This is a genomic window from Pseudomonas sp. GD03842, from assembly GCF_029841165.1.
Classification (GTDB): domain Bacteria; phylum Pseudomonadota; class Gammaproteobacteria; order Pseudomonadales; family Pseudomonadaceae; genus Aquipseudomonas.
In genome coordinates, this window is record NZ_JAOCEA010000011.1 from 94,926 (window position 1) to 121,537 (window position 26,612).

Below are 26,612 nucleotides of genomic sequence, written 5' to 3' on the forward strand. Positions count from 1 at the left end.
CCAGTCATAAACAGTTCCATATCAAAGGCCTTGGTCATACCCGCCCCCCGACATAGGCAGCGACCACATCGATACGGCCATGCCCCAGCTCCACGCTGATCTGCATGCGAGCCTCACGGTCAAGACGCCAATCTATGGTGTAGCACATTATAGGCGCGCGATGCTGGGTGATCTGTTCATAGTGCTCGCAAGCAAAAGCCGCTCTCAGCTCGTGAAACCCTTGAGGTGGAAAGCGTGCAAGACCTCCCGGGCGGGCCGGGCAACTCTTTGTACAACGTCTTCATAGCTTTCGCTTGGAGCAATCATGTTGCTGCTTTCCGCCGACGACACCTGTGCCGCAAACGCCAAGGCAACTCGAGCTGGCTCATCCACCGCAATCCACCGAGGTGCCGACACACCGGCGCGACCGCCTTTGGTGCCATCTTGAATATTAATCCTTCCTAGATCATTAGCCTCATGGCTTAGCCGTGGCAGGTCAGCCAAGATAGCTTCACGCAAGCGCATCCCCATGGCTCGCGCCAACAGAACGATTACGGCGGCCCTTAGCTGATGTTGGCGGCAAAGCGCATCGACTATCTGCTTCACCTGCGCACGGTCTTGGCCCTGGGGCATCGACTGGCGAACTCCGGTGCGCTGCACACCCAATGTCTTGTTCGGGATTGGCAATTTCATGCATTGATCACCGTGAAGCGCTGCCATGGTCCTGTTAACGCTGGATAGTCGGTTTTGTGCGGTACTGACGGCGAGGTCGCCGCGCCTAACCATGTCGCGCAGATACGCTGCGTAGTCGGCCAACACCTTTCGATCAACTTGCCGCGCATCATTGATACTGGGCCCCTGTTCGGAACGGCACCACTTCACGAATGCCTGCCACCGATCACAGTGCGCCTTGACCGTGCCGTAGTGGCCACCGCCGAACATGTCTTTCAGCGCTTGCGGCCCTGCGTAACTCAATTGCCTGCCGTAGCCAAAATTACGGCCATCGCGTTTACCCACCAATGCCATGTCGGTCACCTCATCGTTCGCTCTCCGATCCTCGCCCCACGTCATTCCGCCAAGAATGTTGACTGTTATCAGGGATCAAGGCCCCTGCGACCTGTGGGGATGTCCTCTAACGCGGGACTGGCGGATCCTTACGTCCGGGAGCTAGGGCATCTCATGATCTGGCCTCCTTAACACCGTTGCCGGTGGGCGGCTGGAGGCAGCACTGGCTGACGAGACCAGCGCCTGAAGATCCTGAGCCATGTGCAAGCAGCAATGCGATGACCTGGGCATACCTGACTGTCAGTCAGGTTCAGTCCATTCCGTGGTCTGCGGCATCATCATCTACATCGCTGTTGCTGGTGACATCGGCGTTTGTCACGCCGATTATCACGAGGGGGAATGCCGCAAAGCCTTGTGTGATCAGGGCTGCAGCAGCGTTAGAAGTGCCCGTCTCTTTCCCGAAGAAAGAGACGGGCATAGGTCGGCGCGATAGTGGCCAAGCGGATAGGTTGCTGCAGGGCAGCGAGGTACGGTGTATCTGGCGCACGAGGGCCACATGTGTAAGAGCATCCATCGCTGGGGGGAGGTGAACGGGCTAGCTCCGGGATGCAAACTGCAATCTACACAGGGCTCTTTCTGGCGTGTTGATGATGAGGGCGTATCTGGCACGACCCTTTGCGCCAAAATCGATAGCGGGAAGCGAGGCGATATGTTGTTCGTCCTCGCTGTTGCTCTGGAACCTGACAGCGCCAGTCTCGTTATGTAGCAATCTCGTGCTTTACGTTCACACGGGCGATAACCGTTGTTAAAGTCTTGCCTCGAATTAACAGGAATGACGAGTATTAGCATGGCAGCGATGTGGATGATCCGAGGTGACGGGGGCCGACTTTATGACGATTTCAGAGATCGCAATATTGCGGCAATCGGTTGGGCTCAATTAGCGACAGAAGCCAAGCCGGGAATTTCTCGGAAGGCATTGATTCAGATTTATAAAGTTCTACAGCCGGGAATAAAGGACGCAAGTGCCGTCTCGGGTGCTTCGCAGGTATACCGCTTCGTTAACGAAATCAGTATCGGTGACACGGTCGTTACGTATTCCCCTGCGAACCGGACCTATCTGGTCGGTCGCTTCACTGGTGCGTGCCAGCTTCAGCTTGATCTCGCAGATCAGGGAATGTCTCTAACCCGACCTGTTGAGTGGCTTGCGCTGGAGGTTGATCGCGACAAGCTCACTAGCGCAAGCAGAAACAGCTTGGGCTCTACGTTAACCGTATTTAAAGTTGCAGAGGATGCCCAGAAAGAGTTGTTGGCTCTAGCGACTGGTAATGCGGTCTCTGTTACATCGAAAGATCCGGTTGAAGATCCAGAAGCCTTGGAAGATCCACTGAGAGGTGTTGAAGAGATCGCTTTCGAACGCATCAAAGACCAAATCAACAGTTTGGATTGGGCTGAAATGCAGGAGCTGGTGGCAGGGATCTTGCGCGCGATGGGCTACAAAACTCTTGTATCTCCGGCTGGCGCAGACCGCGGTAAGGACATCATTGCCTCTCCTGACGGCTTTGGTTTTGAGCCACCACGTATTGTCGTAGAGGTCAAACATCGAAGTGCCAGAATGGGAAGTAACGAAATCCGTAGCTTTCTGGGCGGTAGGCACAAGGATGATCGCGGGCTGTATGTCAGTACCGGCGGGTTCACTAAAGAGGCGTTTTATGAGGGGGAGAGGGCGAACGTCCATCTGACAATGTGGACGCTGGATGAGCTGGCTCGGACGCTGATGGCGCATTACCCGGCCACAGATCCGGAAACGAAACGGTTGGTTCCGTTGCGCTATTTTTACGTGCCTGCTTAAAGCGATCTGTGGCGGTGGGCGAGCCCGAGTGTGAGCGCCGTAGACAAATGTCGCTGAAATACAGGCGCACTAATTGCCAAATCCCAGACACAAAAAAAGACGTCCATAGACGTCTTTCTCTGATCATTTGGTGGAGCCGGGGGGATTTGAACCCCCGTCCGCCAGTACTCCGCTTTCGGGCCTACATGCTTAGCCGTGTCTATTAAGTTAACCCTCAGCGACCCGACGGGCAGGGTGCTTTGGGCGAGCTGTGTAAGTTTTAGCCGATTCGTCCACAGCGTACTGCACGGCGATCCTGTTCTGTATGACAATCATTTCGGGTTTACAGGCATCCCCTGATGATTGCTGGAGCCGAAGCTACCAGAAGGAAGGCTAGCGCCGCTTACGCAGCGAGAGCTTGTTCCCCGTAGGTTTCGTCATTGGCAACTATAGAAAGTTGCAACAGTGGATTTACGACTTCTGTTACCAAGTCGGCATGCCCCTAGAGTTTCATCACCGGCGTCGAATCCTAATCGGCCCCAATTCTGCTGCTCCAGGCAGTCAGGCGGCGGAGTGTACCCGAATCAATGGGATACGTCGACTCCGAGCCTGAAGCCGCGTCGCCTGGCCAGCCCGAAGGCTGGCCGCAGTGCCCGCAGCGAGTTACTTGGCGTTACCACCGTCAGAGCCGTCGCCGCCCGTTTTGAGAGTGGTGATCTCTTTGGTGGTGAGCTCGATGCACTTCTTGTCATCGCCGGCTTTTTGCGCAGCGGTGGCTGCGGCCAGAGTTTTTTCCAGTTCGTCTTTAGTGTCTGCGCTCAAGTTGGTGCTCGTCGAGGTGTGAGCATCCTTCAGCGTTTGCAGGTTGGCGCCGCACAGGTCGTCGGCAGCGAATACCGGGGAACCCATCAGTGCAGCGGTCAGAAACAAACCAGTCAGTGCTGTGCGCTTCATGTGTATCTCCTTGATCCTGTGGACTCGCCTCAACAGATGGGCTGATGTCCTGAGTAGGGTGGCAAGCGCTTGTTGATCAGCGCTTACGGAGATGGACTGTGGCCGAATGCAGGGGTTCTATTTTTTTTGCGAATGCTATGAAAAAGCCATGTTGCAGGATGTGACAGGGAAAAGGGGCACATCTTGCCCCATTTGTGTGCATCATGCATTTTTGGGCTGGGTGACGCGGTCCACCAGGTAGACCAGCCCGTGGTAGTCGATGCCACCGTGGCGGGTGAGCCCGATTTCGCAGGTGCGGCTGGTCGAGATGCCTTCGCTGCAATGCTGAACGGCGTCTTTAAGCGTTCTCAGCGAGTGGGCGTTGAGCTCGGGCGTGGTGAAGCCTTTGTCGCCCGCGAAACCGCAGCAATGGATGCCTTCCGGAATGACCACGTTGACGCTGCACAGGCGCGCCAGTTCGATCAGCGCTTGGCTTTCGCCCAGGTGTTGAGTGCTGCAGGTCACGTGCACGGCGATGGCTTCCTGCTGCGGCGTGAACACCAGTTTGTCCAGCAGGTGGGTGCGGATGAAGCGCACCGGGTCGTAGAGGTCGAGGCGCGTGTCCTTGAGGTCTTGAACCAGGCGCAGGGTGCAGGGGCTGGTGTCGCAATAGATCGGGTCGAGCCCGCCACGGCTGGCGTTGCTCAGTGCGGCCAGCAGCTGCTGGCGCTTGTCTTCGGCCTGCTCGGCGTAGCCTTTGGAGGCGAACGGCTGGCCGCAGCACAGGCTGTCCTGCCCCTCGGGGAACACCACCTGGTACCCGGCCTTTTCCAGCAGGCCGCGGGTTTTGTCGAGGAGTGAGGTTTGCTCGCGGTCGCCCGCCGCGGGGCCCATCACGCGCGAAACGCAGGCGGCCAGGTAGACCACGCGGGGACGCTGATCTTCACGGGGCGGCGTGAAACGGATCTCGGCTTCGGGTTGCGGCATGGCGGGCGTCCACTGCGGAACGCGGCCTGATGAGGCTTTGGTCAGTGCGGCGGACAGTTTCTCCAGCCTCGGAGCACCAAGCAGCATGCGGGCGCCGTTGGCAGCGTGCAGCGTGAAGCGTGCGCCTTGCAGAGCTGCCCTGAAGTGTTGCGCCAGCCAGCCGGCTGTCTTGCCGTGGGTTGCCTCTTGAGCGCGGAGTTTTTTCACCAGTTCGCCGGTGTTGATCCCCACTGGGCAGCGTTGCGCGCAGAGCCCGGTGGCGGCGCAGGTGTCGATGCCTTGGTAGTGGTAGTTGCGCTCCAGCTCGGCGGTGTCGGCGCCTGCGCGTTTTTTTGCCTGGATATCGCGCCACATGACGATGCGTTGGCGGGGGCTGAGGGTCAGGCCTTTCGAGGGGCAGACTGGCTCGCAAAAGCCGCACTCGATGCATTTGTCGACCAGCATGTCGGCGGCTGGCATGGGTTTGAGGTGCTTGAGGTGGATGTCCGGATCTTCGCTTAGGACCACGTTCGGGTTGAGGATGCCGCGAGGGTCGAGCAGGCGTTTGATCGTCCACATCAGTTGGTAGGCGTCACTGCCCCACTCCAGTTCGACGAAGGGCGCCATGTTGCGGCCAGTGCCGTGCTCGGCCTTGAGCGAGCCGTTGAATTCGACCGCCACCAACTGCGTGACGTCGTCCATGAAAGCCGAGTACCGCGCGATTTCCTCAGGGTCGCCGAACCCTTGCGTGAAGACGAAGTGCAGGTTGCCCTCCAGCGCATGCCCGAACAGGATCGCTTCGTCGTAATGGTGTTTGTCGAAGAGTTCGATCAGGCGGCGCACGCCAATGGCCAACTGTTCGACGGGAAAGGTCACGTCTTCGATGATGACCGTGGTGCCGGTCTCGCGTACCGCGCCGACGGCGGGGAAGGTGTCTTTGCGGATGGCCCAGAGGCGCGCGTTCTCGCCGGGGTCTTCAGTGAAGTCGACTTGCTTTTCCACCGGAAACTGGGCGATCGACGCCATGATTTGCGCCAGGTGTTCGTGCAGCAGTGGCTGCGTGGCGGCCCGGGCTTCGATCAGCAGGGCGCAGGCGTTTTCTGACAACTCGCGCACGAACGCGGGCATCCCCGGTTTGTTCTGCACCGAGCGCATGCTCCGGCGGTCGAGCAATTCCACGGCCGACACGGGCTGGGTTTTCAAGACCGTCACCGCGTTGCAGCAGGTTTCCACATCCGGGAAGACGATCAGCGCCGAGGCCTTGCTCGGGTGGTCGGGCACGGTGTCGTAGGTCACGGCGCTGATGAAGCCCAGCGTGCCTTCGGAACCGACCAGCAGGTGGCTGAGGATGTCGAGGGGCTCATCGAAATCGACGAGCGCGTTGAGTGAAAGCCCGGTGGTGTTTTTAAGGCGGTATTTGTGGCGAATCCTCGCAGCGAGTTCGGTGTTGGCGCGGGTCTGACGACCCAGCTCGGCCAAGCGTTCGAGGAGCGCGCCATGGCTGACGCGAAACGCTGCAACGCTCGCCGGATCCTCAGTGTCCAGCCGGGTGCCGTCAGCCAGAATGAGGCGCATCCCGGCGAGGGTGTGGTAGCTGTTCTGCGCCGTGCCGCAGCACATGCCGCTGGAATTGTTGGCCACGATGCCGCCGATTTTCGCGGCATTGATCGACGCCGGGTCGGGGCCAATCTTGCGACCATACGGCATCAGCCAGGCATTGGCCTGCGCACCGATCACCCCCGGTTGCAGACGAATCTGTTCGCCGTCGCGGCGTATTTCCCGCCCGTTCCAATTGTCGCCGAGCACCAGCAGCACCGAGTCGCTGATGGCCTGGCCGGACAGGCTTGTGCCTGCCGCGCGGAAGGTCACGGGCACGCTGTCCAGTTGCGCCAGTTTGAGCAACGTGACCACCTCCTCCTCGGACTCGACCCGAATCACCAGTTTGGGAATCAACCGGTAGAAGCTGGCATCGGTGCCAAACGCGAGGGTCGAGAGCGGGTCGTCGAAGCGCCGTTCAGCAGGTATCAGGCGCTTCACATCGGCCAGGAAAGTGGCGGGAAGGGTCATCGGTTTTTCCTCATCTGCCGCGGCATCTGACGTGCCGCGTGCGCAGGTTGACGGCGCGTTACGGGATCAGAGATTCACGCACCAGGGAGTCGCGGGTGATCTCGCTGATGGACTTGGCACCGGTCAGTACCATCGCCACGCGCATTTCCTTTTCGAACAGTTCGAGCAGGTGCTTTACGCCTGCTTCGCCGTGGGTGGCGAGGGCGTAGATGAAGGCGCGACCGATCAGGACGGCGTCGGCGCCCAGCGCGATCATGCGCACCACGTCCAGCCCGCTGCGGATGCCCGAATCGGCGAGGATCTTTATTTCGCCTTTCACGGCATCGGCAATGGCGGGCAAGGCGCGGGCACTGGACAGGACGCCGTCGAGTTGGCGACCGCCATGGTTGGACACGACGATGCCGTCCGCGCCGAATTTCACAGCGTCACGCGCGTCATCGGCATCGAGGATGCCTTTGATCACCATCGGGCCGTCCCAGAAGTCGCGAATCCACTCCAGATCTTTCCACGAAATGGACGGGTCGAAGTTGGCGCCCAGCCAGGCGATGTAATCCGTGAGGCCCGTCGGATTGCCCCGGTAGGCGGAGATGTTGCCCAGATCGTGCGGGCGGCCGTTGACGCCCACGTCCCAGGCCCATTGTGGGTGGGCCATGGCTTGCAGGACGCGGCGGGTCGGGCCGCTGGCACCGCTCATCCCAGAGTGCAGGTCGCGGTACCGCGCGCCGGGCACGGGCATGTCGACGGTGAACACCAGGGTCTTGACCCCGGCTGCCTTGGCCCGCTCGAGGGCGTTGCGCATGAAGCCGCGATCCTTTAGCACGTACAGCTGGAACCACATCGGGCGGTCGATGGCGGGTGCGACTTCCTCGATGGGGCACACCGACACGGTGGACAGGGTGAATGGGATGCCTTTGGCCGCCGCCGCCCGTGCCGCTTGCACCTCGCCACGGCGGGCGTACATGCCGCACAGGCCGACCGGCGCGAGCGCCACCGGCATGCTCAGGGTTTCGTTGAACAGCGTGGTGTGCAGGCTCAATTCGGACATGTTCTTGAGCACCCGCTGACGCAGCGCGATGCCGGCGAGGTCTGACACGTTGTGCCGCAGGGTGTGTTCGGCGTACGCACCGCCGTCGGCGTAATGAAAGAGAAAGGGCGGCAGCTTGCGTTGCGCTGCAGCGCGGTAGTCGGTAGAGGCAGAAATGATCATGAGGACTCGCTGCTATAGGGAAAAAGCCGATTGAGCCGAGCAGGCGCCGGGCGCATTCGCTTGCGCCCGGGCCTCTCTCGTCAGTGAACCAGCATGCCGGTGAACCAGTACGCCTGGGCATAGGTGATGCAGCCGACGATGGCGGCGAAGAAAATGCTGTGTTTGAGGGTGAAGCGGAACAGGTCCGATTCCTTGCCGACCAGGCCGGTGGCCGCACAAGCGACTGCAATCGATTGTGGCGAAATCATCTTCCCGGTCACGCCGCCGCTGGAGTTGGCGGCCACCATCAGCACGTCGCTTACCCCGACCTGGTGCGCGGTCGTCGCCTGCAGCGAGCCGAACAGGGCGTTGGACGAGGTGTCCGACCCGGTCAGAAACACTCCCAGCCACCCCAGGAATGGCGAGAAGAACGGGAACGCAGCGCCAGTGCCGGCCAGTACGAGGGCCAGCGTGGTGGACATGCCTGAGTAGTTCATGACGAAAGCGAACGCCAGCACCATGCCGATGGACACGATCGCCCAGCGCAGTTCGATCAAGGTTTCCTTGAAAGTGGTCAGACCAGTTCTAACGCCAATCCGCAGCACAATCATCGCCAGAATGGCCGAGATCAGAATGGCGCTGCCCGATGCCGCGAGCAGGTCGAACTTGTAGACCGCAGGCATCGCCGTGGGGTTGGCAACGATGGGGGCGGCTTTCATCACCAGTTGATCCAGGTGGGGGACCGGGAAACTCTTGGTGAGCGCCTGGAGCGCACCGCCCGCAGCGAACAATGCTTTGAAAGGCTTGAGCGTCCAGATGGTCACGACCACGGTGAGGATCAGAAAGGGCGACCAAGCTTTGATGATAGTGCCGGTGGAGTAGGGGGATTTTTGCGTCGTGCGTGGTTGGCCGAAGCCGCCCGGTCCGCCGCCCATCACCACGGCACCGCCGCCTGCGCTGGCGACTTGCACGTCGCTGGCGCGCGCTGGTTGCCAGACTTTCAGGAAGAACGTCAAAGCCACGAGGCTGACCAATGCAGAGGTGATGTCCGGCAGTTCAGGGCCGATGAAGTTGGAGGTCAGGTACTGGGTGATGGCGAAGCTGCCGCCTGCGATCAGGGCTGCTGGCCAGGTCTCTTTCACACCCTTCACACCGTCCATCATGAACATCAGCCAGAACGGTACGAACACCGATAGCACGGGCAACTGACGGCCCGCCATGGCGCCGATCTTGAATGCATCGATGCCCGACACCTGGCCCGCCACAATGATCGGGATGCCCAATGCGCCGAAGGCGACCGGCGCGGTGTTGGCGATCAGACAAAGCCCGGCGGCATACAACGGGTTCAAGCCCAGGCCGACGAGCAACGCAGCCGTGATCGCCACTGGCGCGCCAAAACCGGCTGCACCCTCCAGAAAAGCGCCGAAGCAGAAACCGATCAGCAGCACCTGCAGGCGTTGGTCGTCGGTAATCGACATGACCGAGCTGCGGATGATCTCGAACTGGCCACTTTTGACGGTAAGTTTGTAGAGGAACACCGCCGCGACGATGATCCAGGCGATCGGCCACAGGCCATAGAAGAAGCCATAAATGGCCGAGGCGATAGCCATGTCCGCTGGCATGTTGAAAGCGAAGATCGCGATCAGCACGGCAAGCAAGAGGGTAATGGTGCCCGCGACATGCCCTTTCAGCCGAAAGACGGCCAGCGCCACGAAGAAGAACACGATCGGAATGACTGCAACCAGCGCCGAAAGGCCCAGGCTGCCGAGGGGTGTGTAGAACTGTTGCCAGGTTTGCATGTAGGAGGCCCCTAATTGTTTTTGGTTAGGCCCGGTGTCCGTGTCGTACGTGCGCTGCTCTGCAAGCGACAACTGCTGGTCTGTCGTCCTGCCGATGCTGACGAACGAGTCGCACAGCCCACCAGCTCAAGCTTTCGCCGTCGCGAAGCGCTTGCGGTGCCCCGTGGGGATGGCCACTGGTCACCGGCATCGATAAATTGGTAATACCAATTTACAATGTCTTGGCGCTAGGTTAAGAGCCTTGGCATTGGCGTGTCAATTTATGGCTCTAGAACTTTTGTAGCAGTTATCTCGTTTTTTTCCTGAAACGTTGATTTCTCCTACATCTGCCGGATGAATGTCGGATGACAATCGGCGAGAATATGCGCCCCCGCTGTAGTGTGAGGCGTGGGCAGTAGGGGATGCGGAGTGATGGGGTATGGGCTTTGATCAGGTGCGTCAGCGCCGCTTGTCTGACGATATTGTCGAACAACTCGAACGAATGATTCTGGAAGGCACGCTACGCCCCGGTGGGCGGCTGCCGGCCGAGCGTGTCCTGGCTGAACAGTTTGGCGTGTCGCGCCCGTCGCTGCGCGAAGCCATTCAGAAACTGACGGCCAAGGGCCTGTTGGTCAGTCGCCAGGGTGGCGGCAACTACGTCGTCGAAAGCCTCGGCTCGACCTTCAGTGACCCGTTGCTGCATTTGCTCGAAAGCAGTTCCGAGGCCCAGCGTGACCTGCTGGAGTTCCGTCACACCCTGGAAGCCTCCTGTGCTTACTACGCGGCGATGCGCGCCACGGATGTTGATCGCGTTCGTCTGCGCGAGGCATTCGATGCCCTGCAGGATTGTTACAGCCGAGTCGACGAAGTGAGCCGTGCGGAAGAGGGCGCCGCCGATGCCAATTTTCACCTCGCGATTGCCGAGGCCAGCCATAACGCCGTTTTGCTGCACACCATCCGGGGGTTGTTCGACCTGCTCAAGCGCAATGTGGTGATCAACATCGGTGGCATGTACAAGCAGCGCGCGGAAACCCGCGACATGCTGATCAAGCAGCACCGCGAGCTGTACCTGGCAATCATCGAAGGGCGCGCTGAGGAGGCGAGGGAAGTGTCCAGCCGTCATCTGCTCTATGTGCAGGAAGTGCTGGAAGAAGTGCGTCAGCAGGTGCAGCGCACGGCGCGCGCGGAAAGGCGGAACGGGATTTAGAGCCCGACGCGCCTGTGGTGAAAGCGCTTTTGTGCAAGCTCACAGACCCCGACAGGGGTCGGCGTCTGTAGAGCACGCTAATCGGATCAGTCTTCCTTGCCCTTGTTGCGCACCGCCCGCTGGAGTTCGCGATCGGAATCCCGCGCGCGCTCGGTGTCGCGCTTGTCGTATTCCTTCTTGCCCTTGCCCAGCGCGATTTCGCACTTGATCAGGTGCGCCTTCCAGTAAAGCGACAGCGCGACGGCGGTGTAGCCTTTCTGCGCGACCGAGGCATTGAGCCGATCGAGTTCGCGCTTGTTGAGCAGCAGTTTACGGGTGCGTGTCGGGTCAGCGATGACGTGAGTGCTGGCGGTCGTGAGCGGCGTGATGTGGCTGCCCATCAGCCAGGCCTCGCCGTCCTTGAGCAGCACGTAACTGTCCACCAGCTGCACCTTGTTGGCACGCAGGCTTTTTACTTCCCAACCGGCCAGGACCAGACCGGCCTCGAACTTGTGTTCGATGAAGTAATCGTGTCGCGCCTTTTTGTTTTGCGCGATGGTCCCTGTGGGATGTTTCTTGAGCTTGGCCATAGGCGACGCATTATAGGGATCAACGGTGCTCTCGGCTATGGGGAGACGACGTGACCTGTGTGCTTGAGCGCACAGTGTGAATCCCGGACAATGCGCGCTCTTTTTTGGGTGTTGGGCGTGTCAACGATGTCGAAGGACAAGGTTTCGGTTCACGGTAGTTGGGCAAGCCGCTGGGTGTTCATCCTGGCCGCCACAGGCTCGGCCGTGGGGTTGGGAAGCATCTGGAAATTCCCCTACATGGTTGGCGTCTATGGCGGCGGCGCTTTCGTGCTGGTGTTTTTGGCGTGCATCGCGCTGATCGGCATTCCCGTGATGATGGCTGAAACCCTGATCGGTCGGCGCGCCCGACAGAGCCCGGCCAACGCGTTGAAAGTGCTGGCGCATGAAGCCGGGCACTCCGGCAAATGGTCCTGGGGCGCCTTCGGCGGGATGATTACGGCTTTGCTGATCCTTTCCTTCTACAGCGTCGTGGGGGGGTGGTCGCTGGAGTACATCCTTGACGTCGGCAAGGGCAGTTTTCGGGAGGTCACCCCGGACAGCGTAGGCGGGTTCTTCGGTGAGATGATCGCCGACCCCTGGCGCATGGTGGGCTGGCACACGTTGTTCATGCTGCTCTCGGCAATCACCATCGCCAAGGGCGTGAACGCGGGGCTCGAACGCAGCCTGCGTATCCTGATGCCGCTGCTGTTCGTGCTGATGGTCATTCTGCTGGGTTACAGCCTGACCACCGGGCACTTCATGGAAGGCCTGCATTTCATGTTCGACTTCAAGCCGGAGAAAGTGATGGAAGGGCTGTTGCCGGCGATGGGGCATGCCTTCTTCTCGCTGAGCGTCGGTGTTGGCTCGATCATGATTTATGGTGCATACATGACCAAGGAGGCGTCGATCAGCGCCACTGTCGTTGGCGTTGCATTGCTGGATACCTTCGTTTCCCTTCTGGCAGGTTTGGCTCTGTTCCCGATCGTGTTCGCCGCAGGCCTCAACCCGAGCGAGGGGCCGGGGCTGATGTTCGTTACCTTGCCTTTCGCATTTGGTAACGTTGCGTTCGGTACGGTCATGGGCGTGGTGTTCTTCATTCTCGTGGCCGTTGCGGCCTGGAGTTCAGCGATCTCGCTGCTCGAGCCGATGGTTGCGTACCTGGTGGAGCGAACCAAAGTCCGTCGCGGCTGGGTAACGTTCTGGCTGTCGTTCATCTGCTGGTTCGTGGGATTGGGGACGGTGTTCTCGTTCAACATCTGGAAGCAGGCCAAGTTTTTCGTGAACGAAGGTGGCGCCTTCCACCTCTATCAATGGGGCGCGACAGCGGGGCTGGATTTCTTCGGGGTGATCGATTTCTTCACGTCGAGGATCATGCTGCCGCTGGGCGGTTTGTGTTTTGTGATCTTCGCGGGTTGGGTGATGGGCCGTGAAGCGGTGCGCGACGAATTGTCGGTGCGCAGCCCGGTCCTTTTCGCTCTGACGTTCTTTTTGATGCGCTATGTGGCGCCGATCGGCATTCTGATTGTCTTTGCCGCTCAGCTTTGGAAATGACGCTGACATGACTACGCATATTCAACGTTCGGCCCTGCTGCCGTATCCGGCCAAGGCACTGTATGACCTGGTCAATGACGTGGCCCGGTATTCGGAATTCCTGCCCTGGTGTTCAGGGGCAACAGTGTTAGAGCACAGTGAAACCAGCATGCGTGCACGGGTGGAAGTGGCCAAGGGCGGGCTGAGCCAGCACTTCATCACCCGCAACACGCTGACGCCGGGGCAGTCCATAGAGATGAATCTCGAAGAAGGCCCTTTCAGCCAACTGCATGGCGTCTGGACATTCAAAGCCTTGAACGAAAAGGCCTGCAAGATCAGCCTTGATTTGTCGTTCGATTATTCCGGCTCGATCGTGCGCGCCACTTTGGGCCCGCTGTTCAACCAGGCGGCGAACACTTTGGTCGATGCGTTTTGCCAGCGGGCCAAAGAGCTGTATGGCTGAGCCTCTGATGCGCGTCGAGGTGGTGTATGCCACACCTGAGCATCAGACGCTATTGGCCGTCGATGTGCCTGTGGGCGCGACGGTATCGGCAGCGGTCGACGCTTCGGGTATCGCTCGAACAATCCCAGGGCTGGACGTGACGCGCTGCACCTTGGGTGTATTCGGCAAAGTCATCGCCCATCCTCAGGAACGCATTCTCAACGCGGGCGATAGGGTGGAGATTTACCGACCCCTGCTCGCCGATCCCAAAGCCGTGCGTCGTCTCCGCGCCGAGAAAGCAGCCAAGGCGAAGCGGCAGGCGAAGTCGATTTAACTTTTACATGGGGTCGATTGAGCAGGCATGAAAAAGCCCGGGTATTCCGGGCTTTTTTCTACTCGCCACGCGGAGGCGGCAGGTGGAATTACTGCGGGTTGGTGTCCAGGGGTTCCTGAGAGGGAACGGGGACGGTTTCGACTTTGTCGACGTCGTTCTGGATCTGCTCCAGCAGTGAGCCTGGCTTCGGTGGCTCTTCTTTCTGCGGCTGATCCCCTTTGTTTTCGGGGGTGACAGTGGTATCGCTGCCTTTGCCGAGGATGGCTTCGTCACGGCTGACACCGGGTTTGAAGTCGCCAGACAGGCTCACCAACTGGTCGCTGCCGTTGAACATCAGGCTGATACGTTCCTGCTGACGTTCACCGCCACCGGGCTGGAGACTGTACAGATAGTCCCAGCGATTAGGGTGGAAGGTGTCGACCAACAGGGGGTTGCCCATGATAAACCTTACTTGCCGTCGGGTCATTCCGGGGCGTAACTGGTCTATCATGTCTTGCGTGACGACATTGCCCTGTTGGATGTCGATTTTATAAACCCCGGGGAATGAACAACCGGCGAGTGCGAGCAGTCCCACGAAGGTGAAACTGGTTAGCAAGAGCTTGGTGTTTTGCATCGGTGGGCGACTTCCACTATCTTGGCTGGCAACGTAAACCCCGATCATACCTGCATTAAGAGAAGCTGCGAAGCAGCGTCTGCGAGAAAGCTGACCATGGTTGAAAATAGCGAACTACGCAAAGCTGGACTTAAAGTGACCCTGCCAAGGGTCAAGATCCTTCAAATGCTCGATTCTGCAGAGCAGCGCCACATGAGCGCGGAGGACGTCTACAAGGCACTCATGGAGGCCAACGAAGACGTCGGTCTGGCGACGGTTTACCGTGTTTTGACTCAGTTCGAAGCAGCCGGGTTGGTGGTTCGCCACAACTTCGACGGCGGTCATGCCGTATTCGAACTGGCAGACGGAGGCCACCACGACCATATGGTCAACGTGGATTCCGGCGAAGTGATCGAGTTCTTTCACAAGGGCATTGAAGAGCTTCAAAAACAGATCGTGGCCGAACATGGCTTCGAACTGGTGGATCACAATCTCGTGCTCTACGTGCGCAAGAAAAAGGCGTAAGTCGTTTTCGAGACAAAACAAAGGCGACCCTCGGGTCGCCTTTGTCGTTTCAGCGCGTCATTCCGCCAGAGGGCGGGTGGATATCAAGACTTCGTCGTCACGACCATCTTCTTGGCATGGGCCAGCGACTCTTTCGTCAGGTCGATGCCGCCCAGCATTCTTGCCACCTCTTCGACACGCTCGTTCTTGGTCAGCTTGGCGACTGCAGTGCGCGTCGCGTCGTTCTCGCGCACTTTGTGCACGAATAGATGTTGATGGCCTTGGGCAGCCACTTGTGGCAAGTGAGTGACGGTCATGACCTGGCCGCGCTCGCCCAGCCTGCGTAGCAGTTGACCGACGATTTCCGCCGTAGGGCCGCCAATGCCGACGTCGACTTCATCGAACACCAGTGTTGGCACGCGGGAGGTTTGTGCAGTGATCACCTGAATCGCCAGGCTGATGCGCGACAGCTCACCCCCTGATGCGACTTTGGCCAGCGCTTTGAGGGGCTGCCCGGGGTTGGCACTGACCAGCAGTTCGACGTGCTCGAGTCCGTGTGGAGAAAGCTCCTTGTCGGCGCTTTGGCGCAACTCGATGTTGAAACGACCACCTGGCATGCCCAGTCGTTGAATTTCCTGCTCCACCGCCAAGGCAAGGTCAGGGGCGGCGCGGTGCCGCAGGTCGCTCAGCTCCCGTGCTTTCTCCTGATAGTGGCGGGCGTAAGACCCCAGTTCGTGCTCGAGACGTTCGATGGCTTCGTCATTGGCGTTGAGCGTTTCGATCTCGTCCAGCAGCTTTTGATGCAGCGCGGGAACTTCCGTTGGCTGGACCCGGTGCTTGCGGGCGAGGGTATAAATGGTGTCGAGCCGTTCTTCCACCTGTTGCAGGCGTGCCGGATCGGCTTCGAAGCGATCAAGGAAGCGGTTGATTTCGCCGACCGCTTCTTCGACCTGGATCTGCGCGCTGGAGAGCAGGTTGGTCGCTTCGTTCAGCGCATCGGGCGAGTTGTTGACGCTGGTCAGGCGATTGAGACTGGCGGTCAGTGCGTTCAGAGCATTGCCCGAATCACTTTCGCTGCACAGTTCGACCACCTGTCGGCAGATGCCCAGCAGGCTCTCGGCATTCGTGAGCGTGGTGTGCTCCTGTTCGAGGTATTCCAGCTCGTTTTCGCCCAGGCTCAAGCCTTCGAGTTCTTCGAGCTGGTAACTGAGCAGTTGATGCTTGGAGCGTTGCTCGTCACCAGAATTGGACAGACGCTCCAGCTCCTGGCGGGTCTGGCGCCAGCGCTGCGCAGCGAGGTGAACCTGGCGCGCCAGTTCGGTCGCGCCTGCGTATTCGTCCAGCAGGCGACGGTGGGTGTCGGTTTTCAGGAGCGACTGATGCTCGTGCTGGCTGTGAATGTCGATCAGCAACTCGCCCAAGGCTTTCAGGTCGCCTTGCGGGCAGGGCGTGCCATTGATGTAGGACCGGGATCGCCCCTCGGCCGTGATCACTCGCCGCAGGATGCACGGGCCGTCATTTTCCAGGTCGCGTTCAGCGAGCCAACTGCGGGCCTCCGGAATATCGGCGATGTCGAACGTCGCGAGAATGTCGGCCTTGTCGGCGCCCGGCCTGACCACGCCGCTGTCGGCGCGATCGCCCAGCGTCAGGCCTAGCGCGTCGAGCATGATCGACTTGCCCGCACCGGTTTCTCCGGTAATCACGCTCATGCCTCGGTCCAGTTCCAGATCGAGGTGTTCAACGATGGCGTAGTTATGTATGGACAGGTGCACCAGCATGCGAGCGGCTCCCAAACGTGAGGTCTGGTTATTTATACAGTGTTTTGATTCTTGCTGACAATGCCCGGCCTCGGCCTAAGCGGGCAGGTCGTCTGGAATTTCCAGCAGGCGCCCAAGGCGCCGTTGGCCGGAGAGTGGCGAACGGTCATGTCGGAATATTTGTGGGGTTATTCGTTCAATCCCGCACTTTCACCCCTTGAAGCCGTGGATTGCGGCCCCATATACCCGGGCAGAAGCGTGAGTTCAGCTCACGGAAGTGATCAGGAGGAGAGAACAATGGCTGACGAACAGAACCCGGATACGCAAGCCCAGGACCAGACTGCTGAAGCGGCGACTTCCGGAGAGGATTTGGCGACCCGCGTGCAAGTGCTGGAAGAGCAACTGGCCGCAGCAAAAGACCAGTCCCTGCGTGTTGCTGCGGATCTGCAAAACGTCCGCCGTCGCGCCGAACAGGACGTCGAGAAAGCACACAAATTCGCCCTGGAAAAATTCGCTGGCGACTTGCTGCCCATCGTCGACAGTCTCGAGCGCGGTCTGGAGTTGTCCAATCCGGACGACGAGAGCATCCGCCCGATGCGCGAAGGCATCGAGCTGACGTTGAAAATGTTCGGTGACACCCTCAAGCGTTACCACCTGGAAGCCATCGATCCGCATGGCCAGCCTTTCAACGCCGAGCACCACCAGGCCATGGCGATGCAGGAAAGCGCTGAGGTCGAGCCAAACAGCGTGCTCAAGGTGTTCCAGAAAGGTTATCAGCTCAACGGTCGTCTGCTTCGCCCAGCCATGGTCGTGGTCAGCAAGGCGCCGTCGCCCGTTGCGCCATCGATTGATGAGCAGGCTTGAAATCGGCTGAGCGGCCCCCATTACAAGGCCATGCATTTAAAGAATTACCGCAATTTGTAAATGCAGTTGCGGCAACCTAATTAAAGTTTCGGGAGAGTCAAACATGGGCAAGATTATCGGTATCGACCTGGGGACCACCAACTCCTGCGTCTCGGTGCTTGAGAACGGTGTCGCCAAGGTCATCGAAAACGCCGAAGGTGCGCGTACCACGCCGTCGATCATCGCGTACGCGAACGATGGGGAAATCCTGGTCGGTCAGTCCGCCAAGCGTCAGGCCGTCACCAACCCGCATAACACCCTGTACGCGGTGAAGCGTCTGATCGGTCGTCGTTTCGAAGAAAACGTCGTTCAGAAAGACATCGAGCTGGTGCCTTACAAAATCGTCAAAGCCGACAACGGTGACGCTTGGGTCGAGGCCAGCGGCAAGAAGATGGCGCCTCCGCAAATTTCTGCGGAAGTCCTGAAAAAAATGAAGAAGACCGCCGAAGACTACCTCGGCGAACCGGTGACTGAAGCGGTCATCACCGTTCCAGCGTACTTCAACGACAGTCAGCGCCAGGCGACCAAAGACGCTGGTCGGATCGCGGGTCTGGAGGTCAAGCGCATCATCAACGAACCCACCGCTGCGGCGCTGGCGTACGGTATGGACAAAGCCAAGGGCGACCACACCGTCATCGTCTATGACCTGGGTGGCGGTACCTTCGACGTCTCGGTTATCGAAATCGCTGAAGTGGATGGCGAGCACCAATTCGAAGTGTTGGCCACCAACGGCGACACCTTCCTGGGTGGTGAGGACTTCGACATTCGTCTGATCGATTACCTCGTCGACGAATTCAAGAAAGAAAGCGGCATGAACCTCAAAGGTGATCCGCTGGCCATGCAGCGTCTGAAAGAAGCGGCGGAAAAGGCCAAGATCGAGCTGTCCTCCAGCCAGCAGACCGATGTCAACCTGCCGTACATCACTGCAGATGCCACAGGTCCGAAGCACCTGAACGTGAAGATTTCCCGCGCCAAGCTGGAGTCGCTGGTAGAAGACCTGGTTCAGCGCACCATCGAGCCATGCCGTATCGCACTCAAGGACGCGGGCATCGACGTTGGTTCGATCAACGACGTGATCCTGGTCGGCGGTCAGACTCGTATGCCACTGGTTCAGAAAGCGGTCACCGACTTCTTCGGTAAGGAAGCTCGCAAGGACGTCAACCCTGACGAAGCGGTTGCGATGGGTGCTGCGATTCAAGGCGCCGTATTGGCTGGCGATGTCAAAGACGTTCTGCTGCTGGACGTCAGCCCGCTGACCCTGGGTATCGAAACCATGGGCGGCGTAATGACCCCACTGATCGAGAAAAACACCACGATTCCGACCAAGAAATCGCAAGTGTTCTCGACTGCCGACGACAACCAGAGCGCGGTGACCATTCACGTGCTGCAAGGTGAGCGCAAGCAGGCGTCTTCCAACAAGTCGCTGGGCAAATTTGACCTGTCCGAGATTCCACCTGCGCCTCGCGGTGTGCCTCAGATCGAAGTGACTTTCGACATCGACGCCAACGGCATCCTGCACGTCGGCGCGAAAGACAAGGCCACCGGCAAGACTCAGTCGATCGTGATCAAGGCCAACTCCGGTCTGTCGGACGACGAAATTCAGCAGATGATTCGCGACGCTGAAGCGAACTCGGAAGAAGACCGCAAGTTCGAAGAGCTGGCCGCAGCCCGTAACCAGGGTGACGCACTGGTTCACTCGACTCGCAAGATGGTCGCCGACGCGGGTGACAAGGTCTCTGCCGAAGAGAAGACTGCCATCGAAGCGGCTGTGGTCGCACTGGAAACCGCTGTGAAGGGCGACGACAAGGCGGCTATCGATGCCAAGGTCGAAGAGTTGTCGAAAGTCTCCGCTCCGGTCGCACAGAAAATGTACGCCGAGCAGGCTGAGAAGCCTGAAGCCGGTGCTCAGGCGGCTCAGGAAGAGCACAAGGCTGACGACGTCGTCGATGCCGAGTTCGAGGAAGTGAAAGATCAGAAGTAATGGGTGAAGTGAGAAGCCCTGAGAAAGCGCAGGCTCACTTGATCGCCGGTTGACCACTTTCGAGTGGTCGCTGGTAGGATGTCGCCGCGCGGGGGCTTGCTCCCGCGTTGGCGTGTCTGGAATCCGCAAAATTCTAAGGGGCGCGAATCATGTCGTGCGCCTTGTGGCTAGGCCGGTTTGCTCCTGCAGTCCGGTTTGTTCTGCCGTTTTACTCGGTCGATCAAAGGCCGTTGAACCAAGACCAGGATCGTTAATTGACGTGAGTTGGGTCCGGGCCTGAAAGGGGCTCAACGAGTTCGACACGCTCAGGAGCGTGGTGTCGGACGTCCTCAAGAGTGCAGAAAACTTATGTCAAAGCGTGACTATTACGAAGTATTGGGGGTGGAGCGAGGCTCCAGCGAGGCCGACCTGAAAAAGGCTTACCGCCGTCTCGCCATGAAATATCACCCTGACCGCAATCCGGGCGACAAGGCCGCGGAAGATGCGTTCAAGGAAGCCAACGAAGCTTATGAAGTACTGTCCGACGCCAGCAAGCGCGCAGCGTACGACCAGTACGGTCATGCGGCCATGGAACAAGGCATGGGCGGCGGCGGTGGCTTCGGTGGCGGGGCGAACTTCTCCGACATCTTTGGGGATGTATTCAGTGACTTCTTCGGCGGCGGCCGTGGCGGTGGTGGTCGCGGTGGCGCTCAGCGTGGCAGCGATCTGCGTTATACACTGGAGTTGAATCTCGAAGAAGCGGTGCGTGGCACAACGGTCAGCATTCGTGTGCCGACGTTGGTCAATTGCAAACCCTGCGATGGCAGTGGCGCGAAGAAAGGGTCATCGCCTGTCACCTGTCCAACGTGCGGCGGTATTGGTCAGGTGCGGATGCAGCAGGGTTTCTTCTCCGTTCAGCAGACCTGCCCACGTTGCCACGGCAACGGCAAAATCATTTCCGACCCTTGCGACTCCTGCCACGGCCAGGGCCGAGTGGAAGAGTCCAAGACCCTGTCGGTCAAGGTTCCGCCGGGCGTCGATACCGGCGACCGCATTCGCTTGTCTGGCGAAGGCGAGGCGGGTGTTCAAGGCGGGCCGACGGGTGATTTGTATGTGGTCATCAACGTCCGTGAACACGACATCTTCCAACGCGATGGCAAGCATTTGTATTGCGAAGTGCCGATCAGCTTCACGGATGCGGCCCTCGGAGGCGAACTCGAAGTGCCTACGCTGGATGGTCGGGTCAAACTGAAGATCCCGGAAGGCACCCAAACCGGCAAGCAGTTCCGGCTGCGTGGCAAGGGCGTCGCGCCCGTGCGGGGTGGTGGTGCAGGCGACTTGATGTGCCGTGTGGCGGTGGAAACGCCGGTCAACTTGAGCCGTCGCCAGCGTGAGCTGCTTGAAGAGCTGCGTTCTTCTCTCGAAGGTGACAGTTCGCACTCGCCGAAGGCCAGTGGCTGGTTCGAAGGCGTGAAGCGTTTCTTCGGCGACCTCTGAGGAGCAAGGCATGCGACGTATTGCTGTAATGGGCGCTGCCGGGCGCATGGGCAAACATCTGGTCGAGGCGGTGCAGTTGCGCGCACCGCAGGCCGGTTTGACGGCTGCCATCGTTCGGCCTGGCAGTACGATGATCGGTGCCGACGCCGGCGAACTGGCGTCGCTCGGTCGGATTGGCGTGCAACTGACCGGCAGCCTTGAGCAGGTGGTCGATGAGTTCGACGTACTGATCGATTTCACCTTGCCGGACGTGATGTTGAAAAACCTGGCTTTCTGCCGCAAGGTCGGCAAGGCCATGGTCATCGGCACGACGGGCTTGAGCGCCGAGCAGAAACACACGTTGGTCGAAGCGGGGCGCGAGATTCCCATCGTCTTCGCCTCGAATTTCAGCGTGGGCGTGAACCTGTCGTTCAAGTTGCTGGATCTGGCGGCGAGGGTGATGGGGGATGACGCCGACATTGAGATCATCGAGGCCCACCACCGCAACAAGGTCGATGCACCGTCGGGAACGGCGGTCAGCATGGGCGAGGTGGTGGCCAATGCGTTGGGGCGTGACTTGAGCAAGGTCGCCGTTTATGGACGCGAAGGTCACACCGGCGTCCGCGATCGCGAGACGATCGGGTTCGCGACCGTTCGGGGTGGTGACGTGGTGGGTGATCACACCGTGCTGTTCGCCGCCGAGGGCGAGCGGCTGGAGATTACCCACAAGGCTTCAAGCCGGATGACGTTCGCCAAGGGCGCCGTGCGCGCTGCGCTGTGGCTCGATGGCAAAGACGTGGGGCTGTACGACATGCAGGACGTGCTGGACCTGCATTGAATCGCCCTTTGTTGATCGGTTGACCTCCCTTCCGCTGCAGGTGTGAAACAGGTTTTCCCTGGTATTGCACCTGCAGTGGTGCACCGCTTGGCGATGGCTTGTCGCATTCCTCTGCCTTCAAGGCGTTTTAGCGGTGGATTAAAAAAGCCTTTTTCTGTAAGCTACAGCTTTAGTGTGTCCACTAAAAGCGCGCAGATAATTCGACGAAAAAAAGCGGGGTGACGTGTCAATACGTCATTCCGCTTTTTTACAACCTGCGATCGCCCTTTCAGGCTTTATTACGGGAGGTCTTCTTGACTAAGCCAGCCATACTCGCCCTTGCTGATGGCAGCATTTTTCGCGGCGAAGCCATTGGAGCCGACGGTCAGACCGTTGGTGAGGTGGTGTTCAACACCGCAATGACCGGCTATCAGGAAATCCTTACCGATCCTTCCTATGCCCAGCAAATCGTTACCTTGACCTACCCTCATATCGGCAACACTGGCACCACGCCGGAAGATGCCGAGTCGGACCGCGTGTGGTCCGCCGGTCTGGTGATTCGCGATCTGCCTCTGGTCGCGAGCAACTGGCGCAACAAAATGTCGCTGGCTGACTACTTGAAAGCCAACAACGTTGTCGCCATCGCAGGCATCGATACTCGCCGCCTCACTCGCATCCTGCGCGAGAAAGGCGCCCAGGATGGCTGCATCATGGCCGGCGACAACATTTCCGAAGAAGCGGCCATCGCAGCAGCGCGTGGCTTCCCCGGCCTGAAAGGCATGGACCTGGCCAAGGTCGTCAGCACCAAGGAAAGCTACGAGTGGCGTTCCAGCGTTTGGAGTCTGCAGACCGATAGCCACCCTGAAATCGCTGCCGCTGACCTGCCGTACAACGTCGTGGCGTACGACTACGGCGTCAAGACCAACATCCTGCGCATGCTGGTCGAGCGCGGCTGCCGCGTGACCGTGGTGCCTGCCCAGACCCCAGCTCGTGAAGTGTTGGCCCTCAACCCGGACGGCGTATTCCTGTCCAACGGCCCAGGCGATCCCGAGCCCTGCGACTACGCTATTCAAGCCATCAAGGATGTTCTGGAAACCGACATTCCGGTATTCGGCATCTGCCTGGGGCACCAACTGCTGGCCCTGGCCTCGGGTGCGAAAACCGTCAAGATGGGTCACGGCCACCACGGTGCCAACCACCCGGTTCAGGATATGGACACTGGCGTCGTCATGATCACCAGCCAGAACCACGGCTTTGCGGTCGACGAAGCCACCTTGCCGGGCAACGTCCGCGCGATTCACAAATCGCTGTTCGACGGCACCCTGCAAGGTATCGAGCGCACCGACAAGGACGCCTTCAGCTTCCAGGGTCACCCTGAAGCGAGCCCGGGCCCTAACGACGTCGCGCCGCTGTTTGATCGCTTTATCACAGCCATGGCCAAGCGCCGCTAAGCGGCTGACTTGCGACTGTAGCGAGCAGGTGGCTGCGGCAGGCCGGATTCATCCGACAGCCTGCCCGGCCACCTCAGAGAATGTTCAAGACGGCTTGCCGACTGACACAGGATTCGAGTGACAACCCATGCCAAAACGTACAGACATTAAAAGCATCCTGATTCTTGGCGCTGGCCCGATCGTGATCGGCCAGGCCTGTGAATTCGACTACTCCGGCGCTCAGGCCTGCAAGGCGCTGCGCGAGGAGGGTTACCGCGTCATTCTGGTGAACTCCAACCCGGCCACCATCATGACCGACCCGGCCATGGCCGACGCCACTTATATCGAGCCGATCAAGTGGGCGACCGTTGCCAAGATCATCGAGAAAGAGCGTCCAGACGCACTGCTGCCAACCATGGGCGGCCAGACTGCGTTGAACTGCGCACTGGATCTGGAACGCGAAGGCGTCCTGGAGAAGTTCGGCGTCGAAATGATCGGGGCTAACGCCGACACCATCGACAAGGCCGAAGACCGGTCCCGTTTCGACAAGGCCATGAAATCCATCGGTCTGGAATGCCCGCGTTCCGGTATCGCCCACAGCATGGAAGAGGCCAATGCGGTCCTCGAGAAGCTGGGCTTCCCATGCATCATTCGTCCGTCCTTCACCATGGGCGGCACCGGCGGCGGCATCGCCTACAACCGTGAAGAATTCGAAGAGATCTGCGCTCGCGGTCTGGATCTGTCGCCGACCAAGGAACTGCTGATCGACGAATCGCTGATCGGCTGGAAAGAATACGAAATGGAAGTTGTCCGTGACAAAAAGGACAACTGCATCATCGTCTGCTCCATCGAGAACTTCGACCCGATGGGCGTGCATACCGGTGACTCGATCACCGTCGCGCCTGCACAGACCTTGACCGACAAGGAATACCAGATCATGCGCAACGCCTCGCTGGCGGTGCTGCGTGAGATCGGCGTTGAAACCGGGGGTTCCAACGTCCAGTTCGGTATCTGCCCGGACACCGGCCGCATGGTTGTGATCGAGATGAACCCGCGGGTTTCCCGCTCATCGGCTCTGGCCTCCAAAGCCACCGGTTTCCCGATCGCCAAGATCGCTGCCAAGCTGGCCATCGGGTACACCCTCGACGAATTGCAGAACGACATCACTGGCGGCCGCACGCCAGCGTCCTTCGAGCCTTCCATCGACTACGTCGTGACCAAGCTGCCGCGCTTCGCCTTTGAGAAATTCCCGAAAGCCGACGCTCGCCTGACCACCCAGATGAAATCCGTGGGTGAAGTCATGGCCATCGGTCGCACGTTCCAGGAGTCGCTGCAGAAGGCTCTTCGCGGTCTGGAAGTGGGGGCTTGCGGTCTGGACCCTAAAGTCGATCTGGCCGGGCCTGAAGCCAACAGCATCCTCAAGCGCGAACTGACGGTGCCGGGTGCCGAGCGTATCTGGTACGTTGCCGACGCTTTCCGGGCGGGCATGACGCGCGACGAAATTTTCGCCCTGACCAACATTGATCACTGGTTCCTGATCCAGATCGAAGACCTGATCAAAGAAGAGGAGAAGGTCAAGACCCTGGCCCTGTCCTCCATCGACAAAGACCTGATGCTGCGCCTGAAGCGCAAAGGCTTCTCCGATCAGCGTCTGGCCAAGCTGCTGGGCATCACCGACAAGAACCTGCGTCGCCATCGCCACAAGCTGGAGGTGCTGCCGGTTTACAAGCGCGTCGACACGTGCGCAGCCGAGTTCGCCACCGACACTGCCTACCTGTACTCCACGTACGAGGAAGAGTGCGAGGCCAATCCGTCCACTCGCGACAAGATCATGATTCTGGGTGGCGGCCCGAACCGTATCGGGCAAGGTATCGAGTTCGACTACTGCTGTGTGCATGCCGCGCTGGCCCTGCGTGAAGACGGTTACGAGACCATCATGGTCAACTGCAACCCGGAAACCGTGTCCACCGACTATGACACCTCGGACCGTCTGTACTTCGAGCCGCTGACGCTGGAAGACGTGCTGGAAATCTGCCGCGTCGAGAAGCCTAAAGGTGTCATCGTGCACTACGGTGGCCAAACGCCTTTGAAGCTGGCACGTGCCCTGGAAGAGGCGGGCGTACCGATCATCGGCACCAGCCCTGATGCCATCGACCGTGCCGAAGACCGTGAACGCTTCCAGCAGATGGTTCAGCGCTTGAACCTGCTGCAGCCGCCAAACGCTACCGTGCGCAGCGAGGACGAAGCCATTCAGGCTGCCGGCGGCATCGGCTACCCACTGGTGGTGCGTCCGTCCTACGTTCTGGGTGGGCGCGCCATGGAGATCGTCTATGAACTGGACGAATTGAAGCGTTACCTGCGCGAAGCGGTGCAGGTTTCCAACGACAGCCCGGTGTTGCTCGATCACTTCCTCAACTGCGCCATCGAGATGGACGTCGATGCGGTTTGTGACGGTACCGACGTGGTCATCGGCGCGATCATGCAGCACATCGAGCAGGCGGGTGTTCACTCGGGGGACTCAGCGTGCTCGCTGCCGCCTTATTCGCTCAGCAAGGACGTGCAGGATCAGGTGCGTGAGCAGGTGCGCAAGATGGCGCTCGAGTTGGGCGTTGTGGGCCTGATGAACGTACAACTGGCATTGCAGGGCGACAAGATCTACGTGATCGAAGTCAACCCGCGGGCTTCGCGTACCGTGCCTTTCGTTTCCAAGTGCATCGGCACTTCGTTGGCCATGATCGCTGCGCGCGTCATGGCGGGTAAGACCCTGAAAGAGTTGGGCTTCACTCAGGAAATCATCCCGAACTTCTACAGTGTCAAGGAAGCAGTATTCCCCTTCGCCAAATTCCCTGGCGTCGACCCGATCCTCGGCCCGGAAATGAAGTCGACCGGCGAAGTCATGGGGGTGGGTGATACATTTGGCGAGGCATTCGCCAAGGCGCAGATGGGTGCAAGCGAAGTGCTGCCGACCGGTGGCACCGCGTTCATCAGCGTCCGTGATGATGACAAGCAATTGGTTGCAGGCGTTGCCCGCGACTTGATCGAACTGGGCTTCGAAGTCGTGGCCACTGCAGGCACTGCACGCGTCATCGAGGCGGCCGGTCTGAAAGTTCGTCGTGTCAACAAGGTGACCGAGGGCCGTCCACACGTGGTCGACATGATCAAGAACGACGAGGTGTCGCTGATCATCAACACGACCGAAGGCCGTCAGTCCATTGCTGACTCTTATTCGATCCGCCGCAATGCGTTGCAGCACAAGATTTACTGCACGACCACCATCGCGGCCGGTGAAGCCATCTGCGAAGCGTTGAAATTCGGTCCGGAAAAAACCGTTCGTCGCTTGCAGGATCTGCACGCAGGACTTAACGCATGA

Annotated in this window: 19 protein-coding genes, 1 other RNA gene and 1 pseudogene; 12 read left to right on the forward strand and 9 right to left on the reverse strand. The window is 59.5% G+C overall.

The window, feature by feature from the left end; all coding sequences use genetic code 11:
* Window positions 1-34: 34 nt before the first annotated feature.
* Window positions 35-1,005 (reverse strand): annotated as a pseudogene (locus tag N5D61_RS16705) (integrase domain-containing protein).
* Window positions 1,006-1,831: 826 nt separating this feature from the next.
* Here N5D61_RS16705 and N5D61_RS16710 point away from each other — a divergent pair.
* Complete coding sequence (locus N5D61_RS16710) at window positions 1,832-2,833, forward strand: restriction endonuclease (RefSeq protein WP_279893589.1); 1,002 nt, start codon at window positions 1,832-1,834, stop codon at window positions 2,831-2,833.
* A gap of 128 nt (window positions 2,834-2,961) precedes the next feature.
* On the opposite strand, the gene ssrA is transcribed toward N5D61_RS16710, so the two are convergent.
* From ssrA to N5D61_RS16735, 5 genes are all read right to left on the reverse strand, one after another.
* Window positions 2,962-3,353, reverse strand: a transfer-messenger RNA (tmRNA) gene (gene ssrA / locus N5D61_RS16715).
* A gap of 122 nt (window positions 3,354-3,475) precedes the next feature.
* Entirely contained in the window at window positions 3,476-3,766 is a 291-nt protein-coding gene (locus N5D61_RS16720) for a hypothetical protein (protein WP_279893590.1), read from the reverse strand.
* Window positions 3,767-3,967: 201 nt separating this feature from the next.
* Window positions 3,968-6,778, reverse strand: coding sequence for an FAD-binding and (Fe-S)-binding domain-containing protein (locus tag N5D61_RS16725; protein WP_279893591.1), 2,811 nt, complete (start codon window positions 6,776-6,778; stop codon window positions 3,968-3,970).
* 58 nt (window positions 6,779-6,836) lie between these two features.
* The gene (lldD, locus tag N5D61_RS16730) at window positions 6,837-7,985 is read right to left on the reverse strand and encodes an FMN-dependent L-lactate dehydrogenase LldD (RefSeq protein WP_279893592.1); all 1,149 of its coding nucleotides are present in this window, start codon (window positions 7,983-7,985) and stop codon (window positions 6,837-6,839) included.
* Between the two features lie 80 nt (window positions 7,986-8,065).
* The gene (locus tag N5D61_RS16735; protein WP_279893593.1) at window positions 8,066-9,763 is read right to left on the reverse strand and encodes a lactate permease LctP family transporter; all 1,698 of its coding nucleotides are present in this window, start codon (window positions 9,761-9,763) and stop codon (window positions 8,066-8,068) included.
* A gap of 418 nt (window positions 9,764-10,181) precedes the next feature.
* Here N5D61_RS16735 and N5D61_RS16740 point away from each other — a divergent pair, with 418 nt between their 5' ends.
* Window positions 10,182-10,949: a GntR family transcriptional regulator gene (locus N5D61_RS16740; RefSeq protein WP_108237926.1), complete on the forward strand. Its 768-nt coding sequence runs from the start codon at window positions 10,182-10,184 to the stop codon at window positions 10,947-10,949.
* Between the two features lie 86 nt (window positions 10,950-11,035).
* On the opposite strand, the gene smpB is transcribed toward N5D61_RS16740, so the two are convergent.
* Window positions 11,036-11,518, reverse strand: coding sequence for an SsrA-binding protein SmpB (smpB, locus tag N5D61_RS16745; RefSeq protein WP_108237927.1), 483 nt, complete (start codon window positions 11,516-11,518; stop codon window positions 11,036-11,038).
* A gap of 126 nt (window positions 11,519-11,644) precedes the next feature.
* Here smpB and N5D61_RS16750 point away from each other — a divergent pair, with 126 nt between their 5' ends.
* The 3 genes from N5D61_RS16750 to N5D61_RS16760 are packed head-to-tail and all read left to right on the forward strand — an operon-like array spanning window position 11,645 to window position 13,803.
* Entirely contained in the window at window positions 11,645-13,048 is a 1,404-nt protein-coding gene (locus N5D61_RS16750; protein ID WP_279893594.1) for a sodium-dependent transporter, read from the forward strand.
* Window positions 13,049-13,055: 7 nt separating this feature from the next.
* On the forward strand, window positions 13,056-13,490 hold the full coding sequence (locus N5D61_RS16755; RefSeq protein ID WP_279893595.1) for a type II toxin-antitoxin system RatA family toxin: 435 nt from the start codon (window positions 13,056-13,058) through the stop codon (window positions 13,488-13,490).
* A complete protein-coding gene (locus N5D61_RS16760) occupies window positions 13,483-13,803 on the forward strand; it encodes an RnfH family protein (protein ID WP_279893596.1) in 321 nt (106 codons plus the stop codon). The genes N5D61_RS16755 and N5D61_RS16760 overlap by 8 nt, the downstream gene beginning before the upstream one ends.
* Window positions 13,804-13,891: 88 nt before the next feature.
* Here N5D61_RS16760 and N5D61_RS16765 read toward each other — a convergent pair whose 3' ends face one another.
* The gene (locus N5D61_RS16765; RefSeq protein ID WP_279893597.1) at window positions 13,892-14,416 is read right to left on the reverse strand and encodes an outer membrane protein assembly factor BamE; all 525 of its coding nucleotides are present in this window, start codon (window positions 14,414-14,416) and stop codon (window positions 13,892-13,894) included.
* Between the two features lie 96 nt (window positions 14,417-14,512).
* Here N5D61_RS16765 and fur point away from each other — a divergent pair, with 96 nt between their 5' ends.
* Window positions 14,513-14,920, forward strand: coding sequence for a ferric iron uptake transcriptional regulator (gene fur, locus N5D61_RS16770; RefSeq protein WP_108237931.1), 408 nt, complete (start codon window positions 14,513-14,515; stop codon window positions 14,918-14,920).
* A gap of 83 nt (window positions 14,921-15,003) precedes the next feature.
* Here fur and recN read toward each other — a convergent pair whose 3' ends face one another.
* Window positions 15,004-16,677 (reverse strand): DNA repair protein RecN, encoded by a 1,674-nt coding sequence (gene recN, locus N5D61_RS16775; RefSeq protein ID WP_279893598.1) that lies wholly within the window; start codon window positions 16,675-16,677, stop codon window positions 15,004-15,006.
* Window positions 16,678-16,824: 147 nt separating this feature from the next.
* Here recN and grpE point away from each other — a divergent pair, with 147 nt between their 5' ends.
* From grpE to carB, 6 genes are all read left to right on the forward strand, one after another.
* On the forward strand, window positions 16,825-17,520 hold the full coding sequence (grpE, locus tag N5D61_RS16780; RefSeq protein ID WP_256601388.1) for a nucleotide exchange factor GrpE: 696 nt from the start codon (window positions 16,825-16,827) through the stop codon (window positions 17,518-17,520).
* Window positions 17,521-17,623: 103 nt separating this feature from the next.
* A complete protein-coding gene (gene dnaK / locus N5D61_RS16785) occupies window positions 17,624-19,540 on the forward strand; it encodes a molecular chaperone DnaK (RefSeq protein WP_108237934.1) in 1,917 nt (638 codons plus the stop codon).
* Between the two features lie 348 nt (window positions 19,541-19,888).
* Window positions 19,889-21,016, forward strand: a complete 1,128-nt coding sequence (gene dnaJ, locus N5D61_RS16790) for a molecular chaperone DnaJ (RefSeq protein WP_108237935.1) — start codon at window positions 19,889-19,891, stop codon at window positions 21,014-21,016.
* 10 nt (window positions 21,017-21,026) lie between these two features.
* A complete protein-coding gene (gene dapB / locus N5D61_RS16795) occupies window positions 21,027-21,833 on the forward strand; it encodes a 4-hydroxy-tetrahydrodipicolinate reductase (protein WP_279893599.1) in 807 nt (268 codons plus the stop codon).
* Between the two features lie 293 nt (window positions 21,834-22,126).
* Window positions 22,127-23,263, forward strand: coding sequence for a glutamine-hydrolyzing carbamoyl-phosphate synthase small subunit (gene carA, locus N5D61_RS16800; protein ID WP_279893600.1), 1,137 nt, complete (start codon window positions 22,127-22,129; stop codon window positions 23,261-23,263).
* Between the two features lie 127 nt (window positions 23,264-23,390).
* Window positions 23,391-26,612: a carbamoyl-phosphate synthase large subunit gene (gene carB, locus N5D61_RS16805; RefSeq protein WP_108237938.1), complete on the forward strand. Its 3,222-nt coding sequence runs from the start codon at window positions 23,391-23,393 to the stop codon at window positions 26,610-26,612.